The sequence below is a fragment of the Chryseobacterium pennae genome (assembly GCF_003385515.1).
In the GTDB taxonomy this organism is placed as follows: Bacteria; Bacteroidota; Bacteroidia; order Flavobacteriales; family Weeksellaceae; genus Chryseobacterium; species Chryseobacterium pennae.
Genome location: NZ_QNVT01000034.1, coordinates 51,381 through 70,597, shown reverse-complemented (window position 1 = coordinate 70,597; position 19,217 = coordinate 51,381). Strand labels below are relative to the sequence as shown.

Genomic DNA, 19,217 nt, shown 5'->3' with positions numbered 1-19,217 from the left:
GCATTCGTTTAGTTCACTTTATTTTCTCTGGTTCTTCAGTATTTAATTATTATCTAATTTATTACTAAATCCTTTTACAAATCTAAAGGCATTCGTGGCTAAATAAAAAATGAGGCTTGAAAGCCTCACTATAGTTTTAGATTTTTTCGCCGTTTACAAATACTTCGTATCCTATTTCTACATTAGGTTCTAAAGTTTTTGATACGGAACAATATTTTTCAAAAGATAATTCTGCTGCTTTCAAAGCTTTCTTTGGATCAATTTCGCCTTCCAAAAGGAATTTTACCATAATTGATTTGAATGGTTTTGCATCATCCACCTGAATTCTCTCACCTTCTACTTCTGCCTGAAAACTTTTTATTTCCTGACGCTGCTTCTTTAAAATAGAAACTACGTCTATTCCACTACATCCGGCTACTGCCATCAGGACGCTTTCCATTGGAGAAACCCCTTTAGCTCCCGGCTGTGAAGTATTATCTAAAAGGATGGAATTTCCCTGGCCGTTTGTACATTCAAATAAAAAGTCGTCGTTGATTCTATTAAGTGTTATTTTCATTGTTGCTTGTTGCTTGTTGCTTGTTGCTTGTTGCTTGTTGCTTGTTGCTTGTTGCTTGTTGCTTGTTGCTTGTTGCAAAATTATAAAATTCCTCTGGCTTTTATCTCCAAATATTTATTGATAACGTCGATATTCAAATTCTCAGGAAGTGTATATACTGTATAGATTCCGTATTTGCGGAGTTCCTGAATAATCAGTTTCTTTTCAAATTCGAATTTTTCTGCAACGATTTCATCATAAATCTCCTGCATATTTTCAGGATTTTTGTGAATCAAAGTCTGCAATTCTGAGTTTTTGAAGAATACCACTACCAATAAGTGATTCTTAGCAATTCCGCGAAGATATTTTAGCTGACGGTTTAATCCATCCAACGTTTCGAAATTGGTAAATAGCAGAATCAGGCTCCTCTGGTTAATGGAATACTTTACATCCTGATACAATCTGTTGAAATCACTTTCAAAGAAATCTGTTTTAATATTATAGAGTGATTCTGATATTTTCTTAAGCTGTCCGGATTTATTCTCAGCAGCAATTTTATTTTCAGCTTTTTTGGAGAAAGTCATCATTCCCGCCCTGTCTCCTTTCCTCAGAATAATATGAGACAAAGCCATGGTTGCATTGATAGAATAATCCAAAAGACTCAATCCTTTGAAAGGCATCTTCATAGTTCTTCCTTTATCAATCAGCATAAAAATACGCTGCGATTTTTCATCCTGGAATTGGTTTACCATCAGACGATTCGCTTTAGAAGTCGCTTTCCAGTTAATGGTTCTGATATCATCTCCCGGGACATATTCCTTAATCTGTTCAAATTCCATGGTATGTCCCAGCTTTCTGACTTTTTTGATGCCACCCAGCAGAAATTCACTCTGCAAAGCCATCAGCTCATATTTTCTGAGATGGATAAAAGATGGATAAGCCGGCAACATCGCATCTTTCTGGAAACTGAATCTTTTCGAAACAAATCCTAAAGGTGATGAAATATAAATATTCAGACTTCCGAAATGATATTCTCCTCTTTCCTTAGGTTCTAAACTATACTGAAAGAAAGTGTTGGCTCCGGTATTAATTGTCTTTTCAATCAAAAAATCTCTTTTCTGAAACTGAAATGGGATCTCATCAATAATTTTAGTTGTGATCTTAAAGCCGTAATTATTTTTAATATCAATCTTTACAAAGTTCTCATCACCATTGGATAATTTTTCAGGTAATATTCTTTGTGCCTGTACAGCATTTTTTTGATTAAAAATCAGCAAATAATCGACCATGGCAGCAAGAAAACATATCAACACTGCAATATGGCCCACCCACATCAACACCGGAAAGAAAAAAGCCAGAACATACAGTATCCCCACTCCGATGAGTGTAAAGAAGAAACGTGTATTGATGTATAAGTTTTTCATTGTTTAAGTTCTGGGAATGGATATTTAGGGATTATTTCCTAAGTTCAATCCTTTATTTCTATCTAGGAATTTCTATTCCTTCTAAAATTTGACGGATAATTTCATCAGCAGTAAGGCCTTCCATTTCTCTTTCAGGAGAAACAATTACTCTGTGTCTTAAAACGGCATAACTAGCCTCCTTGATGTCTTCAGGTGTTACAAAATCTCTTCCTCTCATTGCTGCAAAAGATTTGGAAGCCGTAAGAAGTGCTAATGAAGCTCTCGGCGAAGCTCCCAGATACAGAAATTGATTCTCCCTTGTATTGATAATAATTTTCGCGATATACTCCATCAAATGAGCCTCCACAATGATCTCTTTAACCAAACGCTGGTAGCCTTTCAACTGCTCTGCAGTGATCACGTGATTTACCCCTTCTGTTTTATCTTCTTTTTTGCTTTCGTGCTGATTTTTAATGATCATAATCTCCTGCTCAAGGTTCGGATATCCTACATTAATTTTGAACAGGAAACGATCCAGCTGAGCTTCCGGAAGCCTGTATGTTCCTTCATGCTCTATCGGGTTTTGTGTAGCTACCACAAGAAATGGTTCCTCCATAATGTAGCGGGTTCCATCCATTGTAATCTGTCTTTCCTCCATAACTTCAAATAGGGCAGCCTGGGTCTTCGCTGGTGATCTGTTGATCTCATCAATCAATATAAAATTGGAGAAAATAGGCCCTTTTTTAAATTCAAATTCAGAGTTTTTTACGCTGAAAACTGAGGTACCCAGAATATCTGAAGGCATAAGATCCGGTGTAAACTGAATTCTGCTGAAGCCCACATCAATGGTTTTAGCTAATAGTTTTGCCGTAATTGTTTTCGCAACTCCCGGGACACCTTCGATCAGGACGTGTCCGTTTGAAAGTAACGCTGCCAGGAGATGTTCTATCATCTTCTCCTGCCCTACAATTACTTTGCCTATTTCAGCTTTTACTTTATCCAGGCTTGCACGAAGTTCTATCATATCAATTCTCGACTGAAAGTGGTCTTCGTTTTTATTAAGATCTATAGAACTTTGATTTTCTATGTTTGGGTTATCAAGATTTTCCATAATTTTTATCTTTGGTTTTGATAGGACTCCGTTCTATCTTTTATTAAATCGTCGCGTTGGGACTCTTATTTTAGTAACTCATCTAGCAATTTATTGATTCTTGCCAGGTCTTCTTTCATCACACTGGCATACGGATCCTGTGCTCTTTTGATAAGGTTGATGGCCTCATTAATCATTTCCATAGGTTTTCCTGTTTTTAACTGTAGCTTTTTGGCCAATTCTTCATCAATATTTTGAGTATCAATCAGAAGATCCATTCTCACTTTATTCAGGAAATATTGGGCTTTCTTGGCCATCATATCATGAAAATCGCCTTCCTGAAGATAAAGATTTCCAATACTTTTCACAAAATCCAGTGATGTATTTCTCAAAGGTTCTATAACGGGTACAATTCTCTGCTTCCTCTTCGCATTAAAGAAAATAAAAAGGATAAGACCCCCCAGGAATATCCACCATGCATATTTCAGTGCCGGATTTCCTAATACAAACCTCATGAAGAACCGGGAAGCTTTGGTATCGTTCTCCACAAACCAAAGGGTCTCCCTATCCTGCAGATAAGAGAATACATCCTGTGCATATCTTACATTTCCAGGTTTCAACAGATAATAATTGGTAAGAAAAAGGGGTTCGCTATGAACGTAAAAATTACCTTTCCCGAACTTCACTTTAATAAAGTTGGCTTGGTCTGTATTTTTCCTCTCTACTGTTTTTCCAAGAACTTCCACCCCCGGTTTGATGAATGAAAATCCTTTTCCTGAAGGAAATTTATCCAGCTGGATGAAATCGTTCCGGTATTTTTTATCTGTAAGTTTCAGTACATTTTCATCCTCAAAAGAAATATCTGAACTATGAAACCCAATACTATCCGCAATTTCCTTAGGCATAAGGTTCATCACCAACATAGCATCCGAGCCTTTTGACACCTGATCCATAATTTTTTTCCAGGATTCCGTATCAATATTATTTTCAATAATGACAATATTATGAACTTCTTTTTTATTCTGGCTATAATATTCGTAAGGAGCACGGTCGATCTTCTTCAAATGATTTTTAAAAAGATCTTTAGCTTCATTATTAAAAACAAAAAGACCAAAGGGTGACTTTTCATTGATATCAAAATTTTTGCGCCAGTCTGTAGTTTCTTTTTTATTCACTTCAAGCAACGCCAAAATAACCATCACAACGATGAAGATCACAGCATATATTCTGAAAGTCTTATTCATGGTTAATGGAGTTATGGTTTAAATGCCTGATATTGATTTTTAAATTTCTGATAGCTCTGTTCGTCAATATTGAATTCTCCGTACCACACATAATCAAAAATGTAAGACAGATCTGAAAATTCACTTTTAAGATTTGGAACTTTTAATTCTGCCACATAATCTTTATTGGTTTTTTCAGGATTCCAGTTAATCAGTTTCTTATCACTTAATTTTTTAAGAATGAATAGGAACTGATAACGGACTGCCGAACGGTAATCTCCTGTATGTTCAAACGTTGATATACTTTCCGGGAAATTAATTTCATGGATATTTTCATGCAGTTCTTCTACATTTAGATCCAGTCTTTTATTCTTTTTACCAAAAATAAAATTCCCATCTTTTCCAATAATATATTTAATGATGAAATAAAGAAGAAATCCAACCAGAATGATTACAAAGAGGCGAATAAATGCTCCGGTAAATTCAGAAGATTTAGCAAAAACCGTATCACCAAAAATGCTGCGTAAAATACGGTCAAACTTTTTCAATAGCTTTTGCCAGAAAGATTCTCTGGGTTTTGATACTGAATAATCAAATTCATTTCCTTTATATCTGGACGGAACATTCTTTTTAAATTCTTTGGGATACACCGCATTTTCAGAAACCGGATTCTTCACCAGTACAGAATCTGCACGCAGCATATTATGATAATGCCCGGTAGTATACAGTGAATCTTCCATATAGTTATCATCCTGAGCCTTCACAAAGCCGAGGGAAAAGAAAAACAATATGAAAAAAAGAGTTTTATTCATTGATTCCAATCGTGTCTATTTCTTCAAGTTCTACTTTCTGATGAAGATCTGTTCTGCTGTCATAATACATCAATCCGGCATTCACATACAACAGATTGGAAAGAAAGAATGAAAGCAGCATTGAAATTCCATAAAACACAAAAAATGCAATCCCAAAACCACCGGTAAAAGGGTCTTGTTCAAAATTTCCATCGGGTGTGCTCGTCAGGATCGACCCATAAAAAAAGATCATCGGAATATATGTAAATACCGAACTTGCTGTAGATATAATGATAAACATCACAAACGCTGCTCCCCAATATTTCCAATAAGGAGATTTTTCGCTTCCATTAGGATAAGAAAACTGTGCACGGATAGAATAGCTCAGGCTTTCCATAAAACCTCTTCCCGAATTAAAATAATCGTACATCAGAAATGTAATCACATTAAATAATGTAGGATAAACCAGCATTATAAGAAAAATCCCGATCAGAACAAAGATCAGAAGATAGGAAAAACCTACAAGAAATAAAGATAAAGGAGCCACTATAAATGTTATCCCAAGGCATAGTTTAACAATTTTACCTGCATTTTTTTTGAAATCTCCTAAAATGTCATCTGTCTTTATATTTTTTGCACCGGTGGCAATTCTTTTCAGATAAAAGACAGGATAAAGATAATTGATAATAGCCAGAATCATAAAAAGTACGAATGTAAGGACACCCACCCCAATCAGCATTCCGGCATTCTCTGAAAAATAACGTTCAAAATAGTAGGTATCTCCTCCCAGATTAGAACCGAAAATTTGAGAGAAAAGTTCTTTATATCCGAAAATAAAAACAGTTACCATTAAAATCAACAGCAAACCGTTGATCAGAATATAATTTTTAAAATAATTCTTTCCGTATAGTTTGAAAAAATTGAAACTGTCACTAATGAAAGTTCCAAAATCCCTTTTTTTATAAAATTGTATCATTGATGTGTTTATTAGTTTTTTTATTGACTATTGACGGATATACAAAATAGTAAAACCCTATAACAGCTAATGATCCCAGAATAATAAGAAGATTCAGGACCAATGGCATTTTTAAAGCATGTCTTGTAACATAGCCTTCAATAATCCCTGCACAAATGGTAAATGGAACAGTGCTTAAAAATATTTTAAAAGAATCTTTAAAGCCTTTTTTAAAAGAGTTAAACCTCGAAAAAGTCTTCGGAAACAGAATAGATGCTCCTAGAATCAACCCACACATTGCTTCCACCACCATCGCAAAGATTTCAAAAACACCATGAAGCCATATTCCTCTGGCACTCTGTTTCAATGCTCCGTAATCAAAGAAAAAGTATTGAAAGGCCCCCAACATGACACTGTTGGATAACAGGGCAAATAAAGTTCCCACTCCACCTGCAATTCCGTAAATATACAATTTGGCTCCTACCTGGATATTGTTGAAAATAATCCCAATCGTACTTCCCCAGGTTGTCCCGCTCTGATAAACTCCTACAGCATTATTTTTTTTAATATTCTCAATCGTTTCGTTTACATAACTTTCACCGAGAATAATATTCACAAACTCTTTATCATAAATTGCAGAGAGAACTCCTATTGAGGTAAAGAGAATAAAAAACAGAAAAGCATACAACAAATACCTCCGATACTGATAGACCAGCAACGGTACTTCTGTTTTAAAGAAATAAACCAATCTGTTCTCCTCTACTCTTTTGGTTTTATAAATCTTTTGGAAGATCTGTGATGAAAGGTGATTCAGATAAATAGTCGTATTACTTTTAGGATAATAAGTCTGAGCAAAAGAAAGATCATTGATCAGGTTAATATACAACGAAGACAGGTCATCAGGATTTTTTTTTATTTTCCCATCAATAACCTGTTCTATTCCCAACCATTTTTCTTTATTTTGTTTAATGAAATAAACTTCTCTCATAATTGTAAGGCTAAAATAATAAAAAATATGTCTCAGATCGCGATAAATACCTCACAAAATGTAAATATTAACTTCAATACCGCAAGTGTTGGGGAAAGAATGCTTGCATTTATCATTGATCTTCTGATAAGGGTTGCCTACGTTTTGATGGTCCTTTATGTGTTTTTCAATATCCTTGACCTGGGATATTTAATGAACGGGTTAGATACCTGGTCTGTGATGGCAGTTTATATCATCCTTACCTTTCCAACCTACATTTATCCTGTTGTTTTGGAAAGCTTAATGGAAGGGCAGACACCAGGGAAAAGACTGATGAAGATCAGAGTGGTAAAAATTGACGGATATCAGGCCAGCTTTGGAGACTATATGATCCGCTGGGTATTCAGACTGGTAGATGTATCTTTTGCCGGAGTAGTAGGTTTGATTTCAATGATTGTTTCAAAAAACAATCAGCGTTTGGGAGATATAGCTTCCGGAACGGCTGTTATTTCTCTAAAGAACAACATCAATATCTCTCATACTATTTTGGAAAATATCAATGAAGATTACATCCCTTCATTTCCTCAGGTGATTGCTTTGAGTGATAATGATATGAGGATCATCAAAGATAATTATACCAAAGCCGTCAAAGTAGATGACCGACAAATTATCAGCAAGCTTTCTGATAAAATCAAAAGCATCCTTAAGCTGGATATAGACCCAACAAAGATGACGGAAAGACAGTTTATTAATGTTATTATTAAAGATTATAACTATTACACAGGAAAGGATAATTAATGCAATGTCAATGGTCAATTTTACATCGAAAGTAGATACTGAATTAGAGAACTATTGAAGTGAATACATTTTATTACTCCTTATAATTTTCGTATCTTTAATAATTACAAACCCTGTATCATGAAATTTGAAAACAACAGATCCGGAAACGGCGGAGTTCTTACCCTGAATAACGAAGTAAAAGAAGTAGGAAGGTTAACCTATACAATTTTTCCTGAAGACCATAAGCTGATCATTTCTTTTGTTCTCGTTCATCCTGAATTTGAAGGAAGGGGAATGGGAAAATATTTAGTGGAAGAGGCCATCAAATTTGCAAGGGAAAATAACTGGAATGTTTATCCTCACTGTTCTTATGCAAGAGCCGTTATGATGAGAATGAATGATGTGGATGATATTTTCTTAAAGAATTAAGACCTCATTCACCAGAATCTCCTCAATATTATCCGGATAATCTACTTCCAGATGCTGGTCAGAGGCTACCCATTCCATAATCTCCTGCAATTGTAACACTTTAGAATTCGGAATTCCCATTTTATCCAGAGCACAGGCATTACATTCCTGTTCATATTGATTGTGAATAGGAATCACGAAGAGTTTTTTATCCATGAAAAGCGCTTCAGCAGGTGTTTCAAAACCAGCATTGCACAGAATCCCTTCACAGCCTTCAAAATATTTCAGATATTGGATTTCATCAATAGGAAATACTTCAACATTTTTCACCTTAACCTGCACTTTGCTGTATTTTGAAAAGACCTTCCACTCTACAGGAATTTTCCTTAGAACCTTAATGATATTTTCATCTGCAAAGCTTGGAAGGTAAACAAGGTAATACCCTTTCTTATACGGATTGAGACTTCTTATCTTTCTTCGAATGACCGGTTTTTTAATCTGCGGATGATAATTCTCAAAATGAAAGCCTATTTTCTTGTCACTGGGAACATAATATTTTAAAATCATTTCACCCAGAAAATCTTTCTTTTGAGGCTTAGGCGTTTCCGGAAAACTCATAGATGCCTGATGACTAAGTTCAATCATGGGTAGTTTTTTCAATTTCGAAGCCCAGCCTGTTAAAGGTTCATAGTCGTTGATAATTAAATCATATTGGGAAAGCTCCAAATCTTTAATGGTCTTTGCAGCATCAATAAATTTATTATCGGTAAATGTTTTCCGATAGGATAAACCGCCTGTTTTGTTATAAAGAAGGGAAATACCCCTATATTGAAAATTAATATCGAAATCAGCCTTTAACTGCGATTGATGACCACTAATGAGTGTGTCTACCGAAGCATACTTTTTGAGTATCGGGATAATCTCCTGTGCGCGGGCAACATGTCCGTTACCGGTACCCTGAAATGCATATAAGATTTTCATTAAGTAAAATTGGTTACGATTTTTAAAAGCTCAGAATTATCCATTTCCTGAATTTCCTCTGCTTCATCATCTTTCAGTAAATGCTTGTGGTCGTCATAGTAAAAGATTTTCCATTCTTTATCATGGTATTCCAATGCAGACAGGTTTTCAATCCAGTCCCCCGAATTCAGATAAGTACAGGATCCTTTTTTATTAACAACTTCCCGGATCTGTGGCTGATGAATATGTCCGCAGATTACATAGTCATATTGGTTATCAATAGCCAGCTCGGAAGCTGTAAGTTCAAAGTCTCCAATATACTTTACTGCTTTCTTCACATTATTTTTAATTTTTTTTGAAAATGAATATTTTTCTTTACCCATTTTTTCCAAAAACCAATTTACAATATTATTTATGATAATTAAAAGGTCATATCCCTTTCCGCCAAGTTTGGCGATCCATTTGGAATGCTGGACAGATGCATCGAAAACATCACCGTGAAAGATCCAGGTTTTCTTCTCATCAATAGTCAGGCAGATTTTATTACAGACTTTAAGTTTTCCAAGTTCAAAATCGGTAAACTTACGGAACATTTCATCATGATTGCCTGTAATATAATAAACATCCGTATTCTTGGTAGCAAATGAAAGGATCTTTCTGATCACTTTCAAATGAGGTTTAGGGAAGTAAGACTTTTTGAATTGCCAGATATCAATGATATCACCATTCAAAACCAAAGTTTTAGGCTGAATAGAATTGAGGTATCTCAGCAATTCCTTAGCCTTACATCCATAAGTTCCCAAATGAACATCCGATATGACAACTAACTCAACGTTTCTTTTCATCCGTATATTTTTCAGCTTTTACATTGGCTGGACGGAACACCTATTATTTCCGAATCGAAAACATGAAGGCATTTCATAGTTTTTTACAAAGAAACTAATTGAAAGTTAACTGTATATGAATGCTATATTATTTTTTATAAAGAGTTCATTAGCTCTTCCGTGATTTCCATATTATGATAAACGTTCTGAACGTCATCATCATCTTCGAAACGCTCAAGCATTTTCATATTCGCTTTGAACTGTTCTACACTTACCTCTTTTGTATTGTTTGGAATTCTTTGTAATTCTGCGCTCTTCGCTTCAATTCCAAGTTCATCTAATTTGTGAGATAAAGACCCGAAATCTTCAAAAGCTGTAGTAATCATTACTTCTTCTTCATCTTTTTCTACATCTTCAGCACCACCATCAATCATTTCCATTTCAAAGTCATCCCATTCCATTTTAACCTGGGCTAAATCTATTGTAAAAATCCCCTTTCTGTCAAAGATAAATGCAAGTTCACCATTTTTACCAAGGTTACCGTCAAACTTATTGAAAATAGCTCTTACATTGGCTACAGTTCTGGTTGTATTGTTTGTAGTACATTCTACAAAGAAAGCAACACCCCCTTGTCCGTATCCTTCATAAGTAATTTCTTCATAGTTTTCAGCATCTGCACCACTCGCTTTTTTTATTGCTCTTTCTACGTTATCCTTAGGCATGTTTGCCCCTTTAGCGTTTTGGATACATCTTCTCAATGCAGGGTTAGCTTCAGGATCTGTTCCTCCCGCTTTTACTGCTAATGCAATGTCTTTACCTATTTTAGAGAATGTCTTGGCCATTTTATCCCATCTGGCCATTTTAGAAGCTTTTCTATATTCAAATGCTCTTCCCATTTTAAATTTTTAAATTTTCAACAAAATTACTTAAAAGTATACAAAAAAAAAATACCTCCAAAAAATTGGAGGTATTCATTATTTAGAAAAATTAATTATTTTTTCTTTTTAGCAGCAGCTTTTTTCTTAGCTGGAGCTTTACCTTTTTTCACTACAGTCTTCTTCACTACTACGTCTAGATCAGATTTCTTAAGTGCATCCCAAGCAGCACCGTTGATAGCTTCAACAACTACTTTTCTGTCAATCATTCTGTCAGCGTCAGAAGCTTTTGCAGAAACTTGAGCATCTCTAGAACCTACACCAGTAGATTTTAATTGGTTACCGTTAACTCCTCTAGCCTCAAGAGCACCTACTACAGAAGCAGCTCTTTCTCTTGAAAGTTTTAAGTTGTAAGCAGCAGCACCTTTAGCATCTGTGTGACCTGTTACTAAGAAAGTACCATCGTTAGATTCTTTAATAATTCTAGCAGCCTCATCTAGCTTAGTGTTAGATTCTGGTCTGATAGTAGCTTTGTTAAAGTTGAACAAGATACCTTTAAGAGCACCTGTAGCATCTTTAGCAATTACGTCTTTTGGTTTAGGACATCCGTTGTATTCTGGAAGACCTGGAACAGTAGGACAAGCATCATCTTTATCTAAGATACCGTCACCGTCTGTATCTGGCCAAGGACAACCTTTGTTTTCAGCAGGACCTGCAACAGTAGGACAAGCATCATCTTTGTCGATAACACCGTCACCGTCTGTATCTGGCCAAGGACAACCGTTGTTTTCAACTGGACCAGCTACATCTGGACATTGATCGTCTTTATCTGGAACTCCGTCACCGTCAGTATCAGGACATCCTTGGAATTCTGGTAAACCTGGAGTATCTGGACAAAGATCATCTTTATCTAGGATACCATCCTTATCTCTGTCTCTGTTTCCGAATCTGAATAAGATAGAAGCAGAAGCTTGCCAGAAGTTAGCAACTGTAGATTTATCACCTGGAGTAGAAACATAATCTCCTTGGATACCAAGACCGAAGTTTTTAGTTACCCAGAAGTTAGCACCAGCACCAGTAGCTACTGTAAAGTGATTAGCTTTACCTACTTCGTTACCATCTTTTCCATTCGGAACACCATAATCTAATACATTACCGTTAGCATCTAGACCATTTTTTGGGAAGCTTTGTCCTGTATAGTCATGTCTTAGATAGTTAGCACCAACTCTTAAATATGGATCAAACCAAGATTCTTCGTTCCATAAAAGACCTGCACCGTGAGCCTGGAAACCTAGACCTGTCATTAGGAAAAATTCTTTCCCCATGTTGAATCTTTTGTTTTCAACATTTCCAACAGAAGTTTGCCAGTCGATTACTAAACCTTTACCAACGTTTCTAGCAACTGTTAACTTAGATAATGGTGGTGTAATAGAATAGCTGTTCATATTGAACAGATTCTTTGTCAAATTTTTCGCAGAGAACGTATTACCGAATGTAGATCTTGCTGCTACGTGGTTTTCTGCATGAGCACCAACTCCGATTAACCACGGATTGTTGGTAGTCTGCGCGAAAACAGTAGAGGCAACGGTAAGCGCCAATGCTGAAATTCCTAATTTTAGATTTTTCATAGAATTAAATGATTAAATAATTGATAATGCAAAATAAATATAATTTTTCTTTATATACAAAGTTTTTCAAATGATTTTTAACTTTTCTTTAATATTCTGTCCAGGTTCCGCTTATTTTCTCTATCTTTAATGGCCTCTCTTTTATCGAAAAGCTTTTTCCCTCTACCCAGCGCTATCAGCACTTTTGCTTTCCCTCGATCAGTGATATATAATTTCAAAGGTATAATCGTGTTTCCTGCATCCTTTAACTTTTTTTCAAGTTTCTGCAATTCTTTTTTGTGCAAGAGCAATTTCCGTTCCCTTTTTGTTTTATGATTGTAAAAAGTTCCCAATTTATACTCATCAATCATCATGTTGATGATGTATAACTCCCCATCAATAAACTGACAGAACGATTCTGTGATCGATGCTTTGGAAGATCGTAAAGATTTTATTTCTGTACCTGTCAAAACCATTCCGGCTTCGTATTCTTCAAGAATTTCATATTCAAAGCGGGCTCTTCTATTTAATATGCTAACTGTTTTCTCAATCTTCATCATTTTAAAATTTCGTTAATGAAATATATAAAAAATACCATACATTTAAAAACTTGAGTATTATATTATTACAAAATACCCAAATTCTTTTCGTATTTTTGCGCCAAATTTACAAAACTATATGTTAACAGTATCTAACTTATCTTTACAATTCGGGAAAAGAGTTCTTTTTGACGAGGTAAATATTATGTTTACCAAAGGAAACTGCTACGGGATCATCGGAGCAAACGGGGCGGGAAAATCTACATTCCTTAAAATATTAACAGGAAAGCAGGATCCTACAACAGGTCACGTATCTCTGGAACCAGGGAAAAGGATGTCAGTTTTGGAGCAGGATCACTTTGCTTATGATCAGTATACTGTTCTTGAAGCTGTATTAAGAGGTAATAAAAAATTATTTGAGATAAAGGAGGAAATGGATGCGTTATACGCAAAAGAAGATTTCTCCGATGAAGATGGGATTAAAGCTGGTGAACTGGGTGTAATCTATGATGAAATGGGTGGATGGACTGCAGAATCTGATGCTCAGACCATGCTTTCCAATGTGGGAGTTAAAGATGACATGCACTGGCAAATGATGAGTGAACTTGAGAACAAAGACAAAGTAAAGGTTCTTTTGGCCCAGGCACTTTTCGGAAACCCGGATGTTCTTATTCTGGATGAACCTACCAATGACCTTGACATTGATACAATTTCCTGGTTAGAAGACTTCCTTGCTGATTATGAAAATACAGTAATCGTAGTATCTCACGACCGTCACTTCCTGGATACAGTTTGTACTCACATTGGAGATTTAGATTATGCTAAACTTAACCTTTATACAGGTAACTACTCTTTCTGGTATCAGGCATCTCAATTAGCAACAAGACAAAGAGCTCAGGCTAACAAGAAAGCTGAAGAGAAGAAAAAAGAACTTCAGGACTTCATCGCACGATTCAGCTCTAACGTTGCTAAGGCTAAACAAGCTACTGCAAGAAAGAAAATGATCGACAAATTAAATATTGATGATATTAAGCCATCTTCAAGAAGATATCCTGCTATCATTTTTGAAATGGAAAGAGAAGCTGGAGATCAGATTCTTGATGTAAAAGATCTTGAAAAAACAAAAGATGGAGAACTATTATTCTCTAATATTGATCTAAATCTTAAGAAAGGAGATAAAGTAGCTGTACTTTCTAAAAACTCTTTAGCAATTACAGAATTTTTCGAAATTTTGGCTGGAAATGTTGAAGCAGACAAAGGATCTGTGGCTTGGGGAGTTACTACGAACCAGTCTCACATGCCTTTAGATAACACTAATTTCTTCCAGGAAGATTTAAGTTTGGTTGACTGGTTAAGACAATTCACTAAAAACGACGAAGAGCGTCACGAAGAATTTGTAAGAGGATTCTTAGGAAGAATGCTATTCTCAGGTGATGAAGCGTTGAAATCATGTAAAGTACTTTCCGGAGGTGAAAAAATGAGATGTATGTTCAGTAGAATGATGCTTCAGAAAGCTAACATTCTTTTATTAGATGAACCTACCAACCACTTAGACCTTGAGAGTATCACGACATTGAACAACTCATTGTCTAACTTCAAAGGAAATCTTTTATTGTCTTCTCATGACCACGAAATGTTGTCAACGGTTTGTAACAGAATCATTGAATTGACTCCAAACGGAATCATCGACAGAGAAATGACTTATGATGAATACCTTGCTGATAAAAAAGTGAAGGAATTAAGAGAAAAAATGTATTCTTAATCAGATATATTCAATAGATATAAAAATACCTCAAAGCAATGCTTTGAGGTATTTTCGTTTAAACAATAAATAAAATAATTATTTTGTAAGTTTCGTTGTTGGAAGAGCAACAGTTCCCGGATCTTTCCATAATCCATCTTTTTCTGCTCTCTTTTTGATAGCCTGAGCTCTTTTTTCACTGTCAGGGTGAGAGTTGAACATTTTTTCAAAACCGGTTTGCGTACTTCCTTGTGACAATAATGCTAATTTCTTGAAAGCAGTATATGCACCTACTACGTCATATTTATTAGCTTTCATAAAATCATAAGAATAAGTATCTGCTTCAGATTCCTGTTTTTTACTGTGAGAAGCATCTAAAAATTCATTGGCCATCTTTCCGATCTGGCTGTCATTAAGAGTCGCTACTGTGCCGGAAGCAGATGAAGCGGCATCTAATGCTGCTGCTTTTAAATAAGCAGATTTCATAGCATCTTTGGTATCCTGATTTTTAACGTGACCAATTTCGTGACCAATTACAGCCAACAACTCGTTATCTGTCATGATATCCATCAAAGAAGAGAATACACGTACGCTTCCGTCTGCACAAGCAAAAGCATTGATATCTTTCACTTTATACACTTTATAGTTCAAATTCAGACCGTCTTGTGTTTTGTGTTTTCCAAACAGTTTATTCAGTCTTACTGTATAAGGATCTTTTGGCCCTGCTACAGCATTGTTCTTATCCATCCAATCTACAGATTCTTTGGATAATTTAATGGCATCTTCGTTGGTAAACGTTAAAGCTTTTGCACCCTTTGAAACAACCCCGGCAGCTTTTCCGAGATTAAACTGGGCATTGATAGAATTCATTGCGCCTAGAAAAGTAAGGCATACGATAATTTTTTTCATAGTCATTTTAAATTTGGAGCACGAAGGTAATCAATTTTTAACAATTATTAAGTCAAAACTTCATTCTCGATCCCATCAAAATGCTATTTTTTTTCCTTATTTTTGTGAACATGAGTCAAAAATGGATTTACAAGCCCGAACCCGATGAGGAAATTGTGGACGGACTAAGTTCGTCGCTTGGTTTTGGAACTTTTGAATCTAAACTTCTCGTTCTAAGAGGAATTGACAATTATCAGAAGGCGAGAGAATTTTTCAAACCAAACCTTAACGATATACACAGCCCGTTTTTAATGGCAGATATGCAAAAAGCTGTAGAGCGTATTGCCACTGCAATTGAAAATGGCGAAAAAATATTGGTATATGGCGACTATGATGTGGATGGAACCACGGCTGTTGCCTTAATGTACCTGTACCTCAGCAAAATTGTTGAGAAAAAATACCTGGACTACTATATTCCGGACAGAAATTCTGAAGGATATGGAATTTCTACGGAGGGAATTGATTTTGCCAAAGAGAATGGCTTTTCATTAATCATTGCTTTAGACTGCGGTATTAAAGCCATTGATATGATTAACTATGCTTCCAGCCTGGAAATAGATTTTATTATCTGTGATCACCACCTTCCCGGTGAAGAGATTCCTAATGCGGCTGCAGTTCTTGATCCTAAAAGAAATGACTGCCGATATCCGTTCAAGGAACTTTCAGGATGTGGTGTGGGCTTTAAGCTTTGTCAGGGTCTGAATACGATCTATAAGCTTCCGGATGCTGAATTATTTGAGCTAACAGATCTTCTGGCTATCTCCATTGCTGCAGATATCGTTTCGATGACCGGTGAAAACAGGGTTCTTGCGAAAATGGGATTGAAAACCCTCAGAAAAACAAGAAATCTTGGACTAAGATTATTAATTCCGGAGGACAAGCTGTCTCATTTCGAAATTTCAAATATTGTTTTTGAAATTGCTCCTAAAATAAATGCTGCAGGAAGAATTTCCCATGGAAAAGCCGCTGTGGAACTTATGGTTTCTGAAAACCTGAAACACGCCAACCAGATCGTGGGAGACATCATGAACCTCAACGATGAAAGGCGTGAACTGGACATGAACTCTACCCTTTCGGCTCTGAATCAGATTATAGAATCTCAGCAGGAAACAAAACATACAACCATTGTTTATCATCCTGAGTGGAACAAAGGTGTCATCGGAATTGTAGCTTCAAGGCTTATTGAAACCTATTATAAACCTACGCTGGTATTTACAGACGGAAATAATGGTGAAATGGTTGCTTCAGCAAGATCTGTTTCAGATTTTGATGTTCATGAAGCTCTTGATTTGTGCTCTGAATATTTCCTTAAATTCGGAGGGCATCATGCTGCTGCAGGACTTTCAATGGAGAAAGATAAGTTTGAAGCATTTAAAGTAAAGTTTGAACAAATTGTTTCTGAAAAAATTCAGGACCATCAGAAAGAACCGTCTATCTCAATTGATACTGAAATTACCGTTGACGAAATTAACAGAGAGTTCATCAATTTTCATAGAAAACTGGCTCCCTTCGGTCCTCACAATATGAAGCCTATCTTTACACTGACCAATCAAAAGCTTTCCGGTTATGTTAAAACGATGGGTAAAGACAACAACCATCTGAAGTTTTATATCAAACAGGAATCTACAGGACGAAATATTGAATGTGTTGGTTTTAAACTCGGGCAGTTTGTAGAGGATTTTAAAAATAAAAATTTCGATCTTGCTTTTACACTGGAAGAAAATCACTGGAAAGGCAATGTAACTCACTATCTTAATATAAAAGATGTAAAGTTTAGGGATTAGGTAAGTATCATTTAAATATGATCACCTACAACCTTTTATCTGACAAATATGAAAAAAATTGGTCTATTCTTCGGATCTTTTAACCCGATTCATATCGGGCATCTTATTTTAGCTAATTATATTCTGGAAAATTCGGATATGGATGAACTGTGGTTCGTAGTGAGTCCACAAAATCCGTTTAAGGACAAAAAGTCTTTACTGAAAGATCATAACAGATTGGATATGGTACAGCTGGCGGTGAAGAATTATTCTAATATGCGGGCTTCCAATGTGGAGTTTTCGCTCCCGAAGCCGAGTTATACTATTGATACACTTACTTATCTTCATGAAAAGTACCCGGACTATTCTTTTAGCCTGATTATGGGTGAGGATAATCTGGATAGCCTGCACAAGTGGAAAAATTCTGAAGCCCTGATCAAAAATCATCATATCATTGTTTATCCAAGGGTATTTGAAGGAGAAAAGAAAGATTCTGAATACCTTCAGCATGAAAATATCTCTATGATAAAAGCACCTGTAATAGAACTTTCTGCTACAGAAATCCGTAATATGATAAAAGAGGGCAAAAATGTAAGACCAATGTTACCGCCTGAAGTTTTTGAATATTTAGATGGAAGTAACTTTTATAAATAAGCAATGAAATTATACCTATTCTTACTAGTCTTTTTACAAAGTTGTTTATATGCTCAGGAATCAACAGCTTTAAAAAACGATTCTCTTAAAGAATGGAGGATAAGAGCTAATGAGGAAAGAATAAAATATAATAAAGAGCGATGCCGTGAAGACTCAATTCGGGCAGAACATGATTCAAAAACCAAAAATAAATATTTTATCAACATAGCTGCCCCCGGTGGAGACAAGTTCTTACCTGGGGAAGAACTTAAAGAGGTTTTAAAAAAGCATAACATTATTTGGGGAGGAGAATGGATGGGAAGTGATATTGGCGGTTCTACCGGTGAATGCTATTATTCGTTTATGACTGAATTGACTGAAAAAAAATTCGGTAAAAATTTTGTTGATGGCCTTGTTAAAGAATCTGTTGCCCGGTATGTCAAAAAACACCCCCGTAAAATATTTGATGCTGATGAACATACAGACTGGACATACAAAGGAACTTACCTTAGCTACATAAATGATAATGATCTGCTAAATAAAGATTTCTTCAGTGCTTTTATTTATCCTGAAGGGTATGAAAATTATGATCCCTCTCAAAAATATCATTCAAAAACTGTTGTTATAATCACCTTAGATGAAAAAGGAAAAGTTTTAAAGGAAGAATTTAGCCACAATATTTATAATGATCGTAACCTGAAATATATTCCTTATTTTGAAAAGGAGATTAAAAAGTTTATAAAATATACTACCTTTAAACCTGTAAAATACAGAGGCTATCCGGTAAAAAGCGAGACAAGCTTCTTCATCTACTATAAATAATTATTCATGGATTTCATCGAAAAATTTTTCTCAAAATATTCTCAGGAAAAACTCATCAAATGGTTTAAACAGATTTGTCTTGCAGAGGCTATTTCATGTGTTTTATTGTATGGTGTAGCTATGATCTGGATTCGGTATGATGAAAATCTGTATTCTATTATTTTTATCAGCGTTGTGGGTAGTTTACACGGATTATTTTTTACACTTTATCTTTTACTTTGCATTCCTGCAAGAAAAATTTACAACTGGGATGATGAAGATTTTGTATTCGCTTTATTAGCTGCTTTTTTCCCCTTTGCTACGGTATGGGTAGATAAAAAACTGGCTCAATTCGACAGAGAATAAATTTATTT

The 19,217-nt window shown here is 35.4% G+C and carries 20 protein-coding genes; 7 read left to right on the top strand and 13 right to left on the bottom strand.

What is annotated here, in order from left to right:
- Positions 1–136: 136 nt before the first annotated feature.
- The 7 genes from DRF65_RS25165 to DRF65_RS25135 all read right to left on the bottom strand — a co-directional run bounded on the left by DRF65_RS25165 (position 137) and on the right by DRF65_RS25135 (position 6,985).
- Entirely contained in the window at positions 137–556 is a 420-nt protein-coding gene (locus tag DRF65_RS25165; protein WP_115973463.1) for an OsmC family protein, read from the bottom strand.
- A gap of 80 nt (positions 557–636) precedes the next feature.
- Complete coding sequence (locus DRF65_RS25160; protein WP_115973459.1) at positions 637–1,959, bottom strand: DUF58 domain-containing protein; 1,323 nt, start codon at positions 1,957–1,959, stop codon at positions 637–639.
- A 58-nt stretch (positions 1,960–2,017) separates the two neighbouring features.
- Entirely contained in the window at positions 2,018–3,049 is a 1,032-nt protein-coding gene (locus tag DRF65_RS25155; protein ID WP_115973458.1) for an AAA family ATPase, read from the bottom strand.
- Between the two features lie 65 nt (positions 3,050–3,114).
- Positions 3,115–4,272, bottom strand: coding sequence for a hypothetical protein (locus tag DRF65_RS25150; RefSeq protein WP_115973457.1), 1,158 nt, complete (start codon positions 4,270–4,272; stop codon positions 3,115–3,117).
- A gap of 11 nt (positions 4,273–4,283) precedes the next feature.
- Complete coding sequence (locus DRF65_RS25145; RefSeq protein ID WP_115973456.1) at positions 4,284–5,063, bottom strand: DUF4129 domain-containing protein; 780 nt, start codon at positions 5,061–5,063, stop codon at positions 4,284–4,286.
- On the bottom strand, positions 5,056–6,018 hold the full coding sequence (locus DRF65_RS25140) for a DUF4013 domain-containing protein (RefSeq protein WP_115973455.1): 963 nt from the start codon (positions 6,016–6,018) through the stop codon (positions 5,056–5,058). The genes DRF65_RS25145 and DRF65_RS25140 overlap by 8 nt, the downstream gene beginning before the upstream one ends.
- A complete protein-coding gene (locus DRF65_RS25135) occupies positions 6,002–6,985 on the bottom strand; it encodes a stage II sporulation protein M (RefSeq protein ID WP_115973454.1) in 984 nt (327 codons plus the stop codon). The genes DRF65_RS25140 and DRF65_RS25135 overlap by 17 nt, the downstream gene beginning before the upstream one ends.
- 27 nt (positions 6,986–7,012) lie before the next feature.
- Between DRF65_RS25135 and DRF65_RS25130 the strand changes: the two genes are divergently transcribed.
- Positions 7,013–7,762, top strand: a complete 750-nt coding sequence (locus DRF65_RS25130) for an RDD family protein (RefSeq protein ID WP_115973453.1) — start codon at positions 7,013–7,015, stop codon at positions 7,760–7,762.
- Between the two features lie 120 nt (positions 7,763–7,882).
- Positions 7,883–8,173 carry a GNAT family N-acetyltransferase gene (locus DRF65_RS25125; protein WP_115973452.1) on the top strand — a complete coding sequence of 97 codons (291 nt, stop codon included), beginning with the start codon at positions 7,883–7,885 and terminating at the stop codon, positions 8,171–8,173.
- Here DRF65_RS25125 and DRF65_RS25120 read toward each other — a convergent pair.
- From DRF65_RS25120 to smpB, 5 genes are all read right to left on the bottom strand, one after another.
- On the bottom strand, positions 8,162–9,133 hold the full coding sequence (locus tag DRF65_RS25120) for a glycosyltransferase family protein (protein WP_115973451.1): 972 nt from the start codon (positions 9,131–9,133) through the stop codon (positions 8,162–8,164). The genes DRF65_RS25125 and DRF65_RS25120 overlap by 12 nt on opposite strands.
- Positions 9,133–9,957: a UDP-2,3-diacylglucosamine diphosphatase gene (locus DRF65_RS25115; protein WP_115973450.1), complete on the bottom strand. Its 825-nt coding sequence runs from the start codon at positions 9,955–9,957 to the stop codon at positions 9,133–9,135. The genes DRF65_RS25120 and DRF65_RS25115 overlap by 1 nt, the downstream gene beginning before the upstream one ends.
- 134 nt (positions 9,958–10,091) lie before the next feature.
- Positions 10,092–10,832 (bottom strand): YebC/PmpR family DNA-binding transcriptional regulator, encoded by a 741-nt coding sequence (locus DRF65_RS25110; protein WP_115973449.1) that lies wholly within the window; start codon positions 10,830–10,832, stop codon positions 10,092–10,094.
- Positions 10,833–10,927: 95 nt separating this feature from the next.
- Positions 10,928–12,439, bottom strand: coding sequence for an OmpA family protein (locus DRF65_RS25105; RefSeq protein ID WP_115973448.1), 1,512 nt, complete (start codon positions 12,437–12,439; stop codon positions 10,928–10,930).
- 77 nt (positions 12,440–12,516) lie between these two features.
- Positions 12,517–12,975 carry an SsrA-binding protein SmpB gene (gene smpB, locus DRF65_RS25100; RefSeq protein WP_045501613.1) on the bottom strand — a complete coding sequence of 153 codons (459 nt, stop codon included), beginning with the start codon at positions 12,973–12,975 and terminating at the stop codon, positions 12,517–12,519.
- A 121-nt stretch (positions 12,976–13,096) separates the two neighbouring features.
- On the opposite strand from smpB, the gene DRF65_RS25095 reads away from it, so the two are divergent.
- A complete protein-coding gene (locus DRF65_RS25095; RefSeq protein ID WP_115973447.1) occupies positions 13,097–14,719 on the top strand; it encodes an ABC-F family ATP-binding cassette domain-containing protein in 1,623 nt (540 codons plus the stop codon).
- Positions 14,720–14,797: 78 nt separating this feature from the next.
- Here DRF65_RS25095 and DRF65_RS25090 read toward each other — a convergent pair whose 3' ends face one another.
- Positions 14,798–15,607 carry a M48 family metallopeptidase gene (locus tag DRF65_RS25090; RefSeq protein WP_115973462.1) on the bottom strand — a complete coding sequence of 270 codons (810 nt, stop codon included), beginning with the start codon at positions 15,605–15,607 and terminating at the stop codon, positions 14,798–14,800.
- A gap of 110 nt (positions 15,608–15,717) precedes the next feature.
- Here DRF65_RS25090 and recJ point away from each other — a divergent pair, with 110 nt between their 5' ends.
- Genes recJ through DRF65_RS25070 form a run of 4 tightly spaced genes read left to right on the top strand, consistent with a single transcriptional unit; the run spans position 15,718 to position 19,209 of the window.
- Complete coding sequence (recJ, locus tag DRF65_RS25085; protein ID WP_115973446.1) at positions 15,718–17,430, top strand: single-stranded-DNA-specific exonuclease RecJ; 1,713 nt, start codon at positions 15,718–15,720, stop codon at positions 17,428–17,430.
- 48 nt (positions 17,431–17,478) lie between these two features.
- Positions 17,479–18,063: a nicotinate (nicotinamide) nucleotide adenylyltransferase gene (gene nadD / locus DRF65_RS25080; protein WP_115973445.1), complete on the top strand. Its 585-nt coding sequence runs from the start codon at positions 17,479–17,481 to the stop codon at positions 18,061–18,063.
- Positions 18,064–18,066: 3 nt separating this feature from the next.
- Positions 18,067–18,864, top strand: coding sequence for a hypothetical protein (locus DRF65_RS25075; protein ID WP_115973444.1), 798 nt, complete (start codon positions 18,067–18,069; stop codon positions 18,862–18,864).
- Between the two features lie 6 nt (positions 18,865–18,870).
- Positions 18,871–19,209, top strand: coding sequence for a DUF3817 domain-containing protein (locus DRF65_RS25070; protein WP_115973443.1), 339 nt, complete (start codon positions 18,871–18,873; stop codon positions 19,207–19,209).
- The last annotated feature ends 8 nt before the right edge of the window (positions 19,210–19,217 follow it).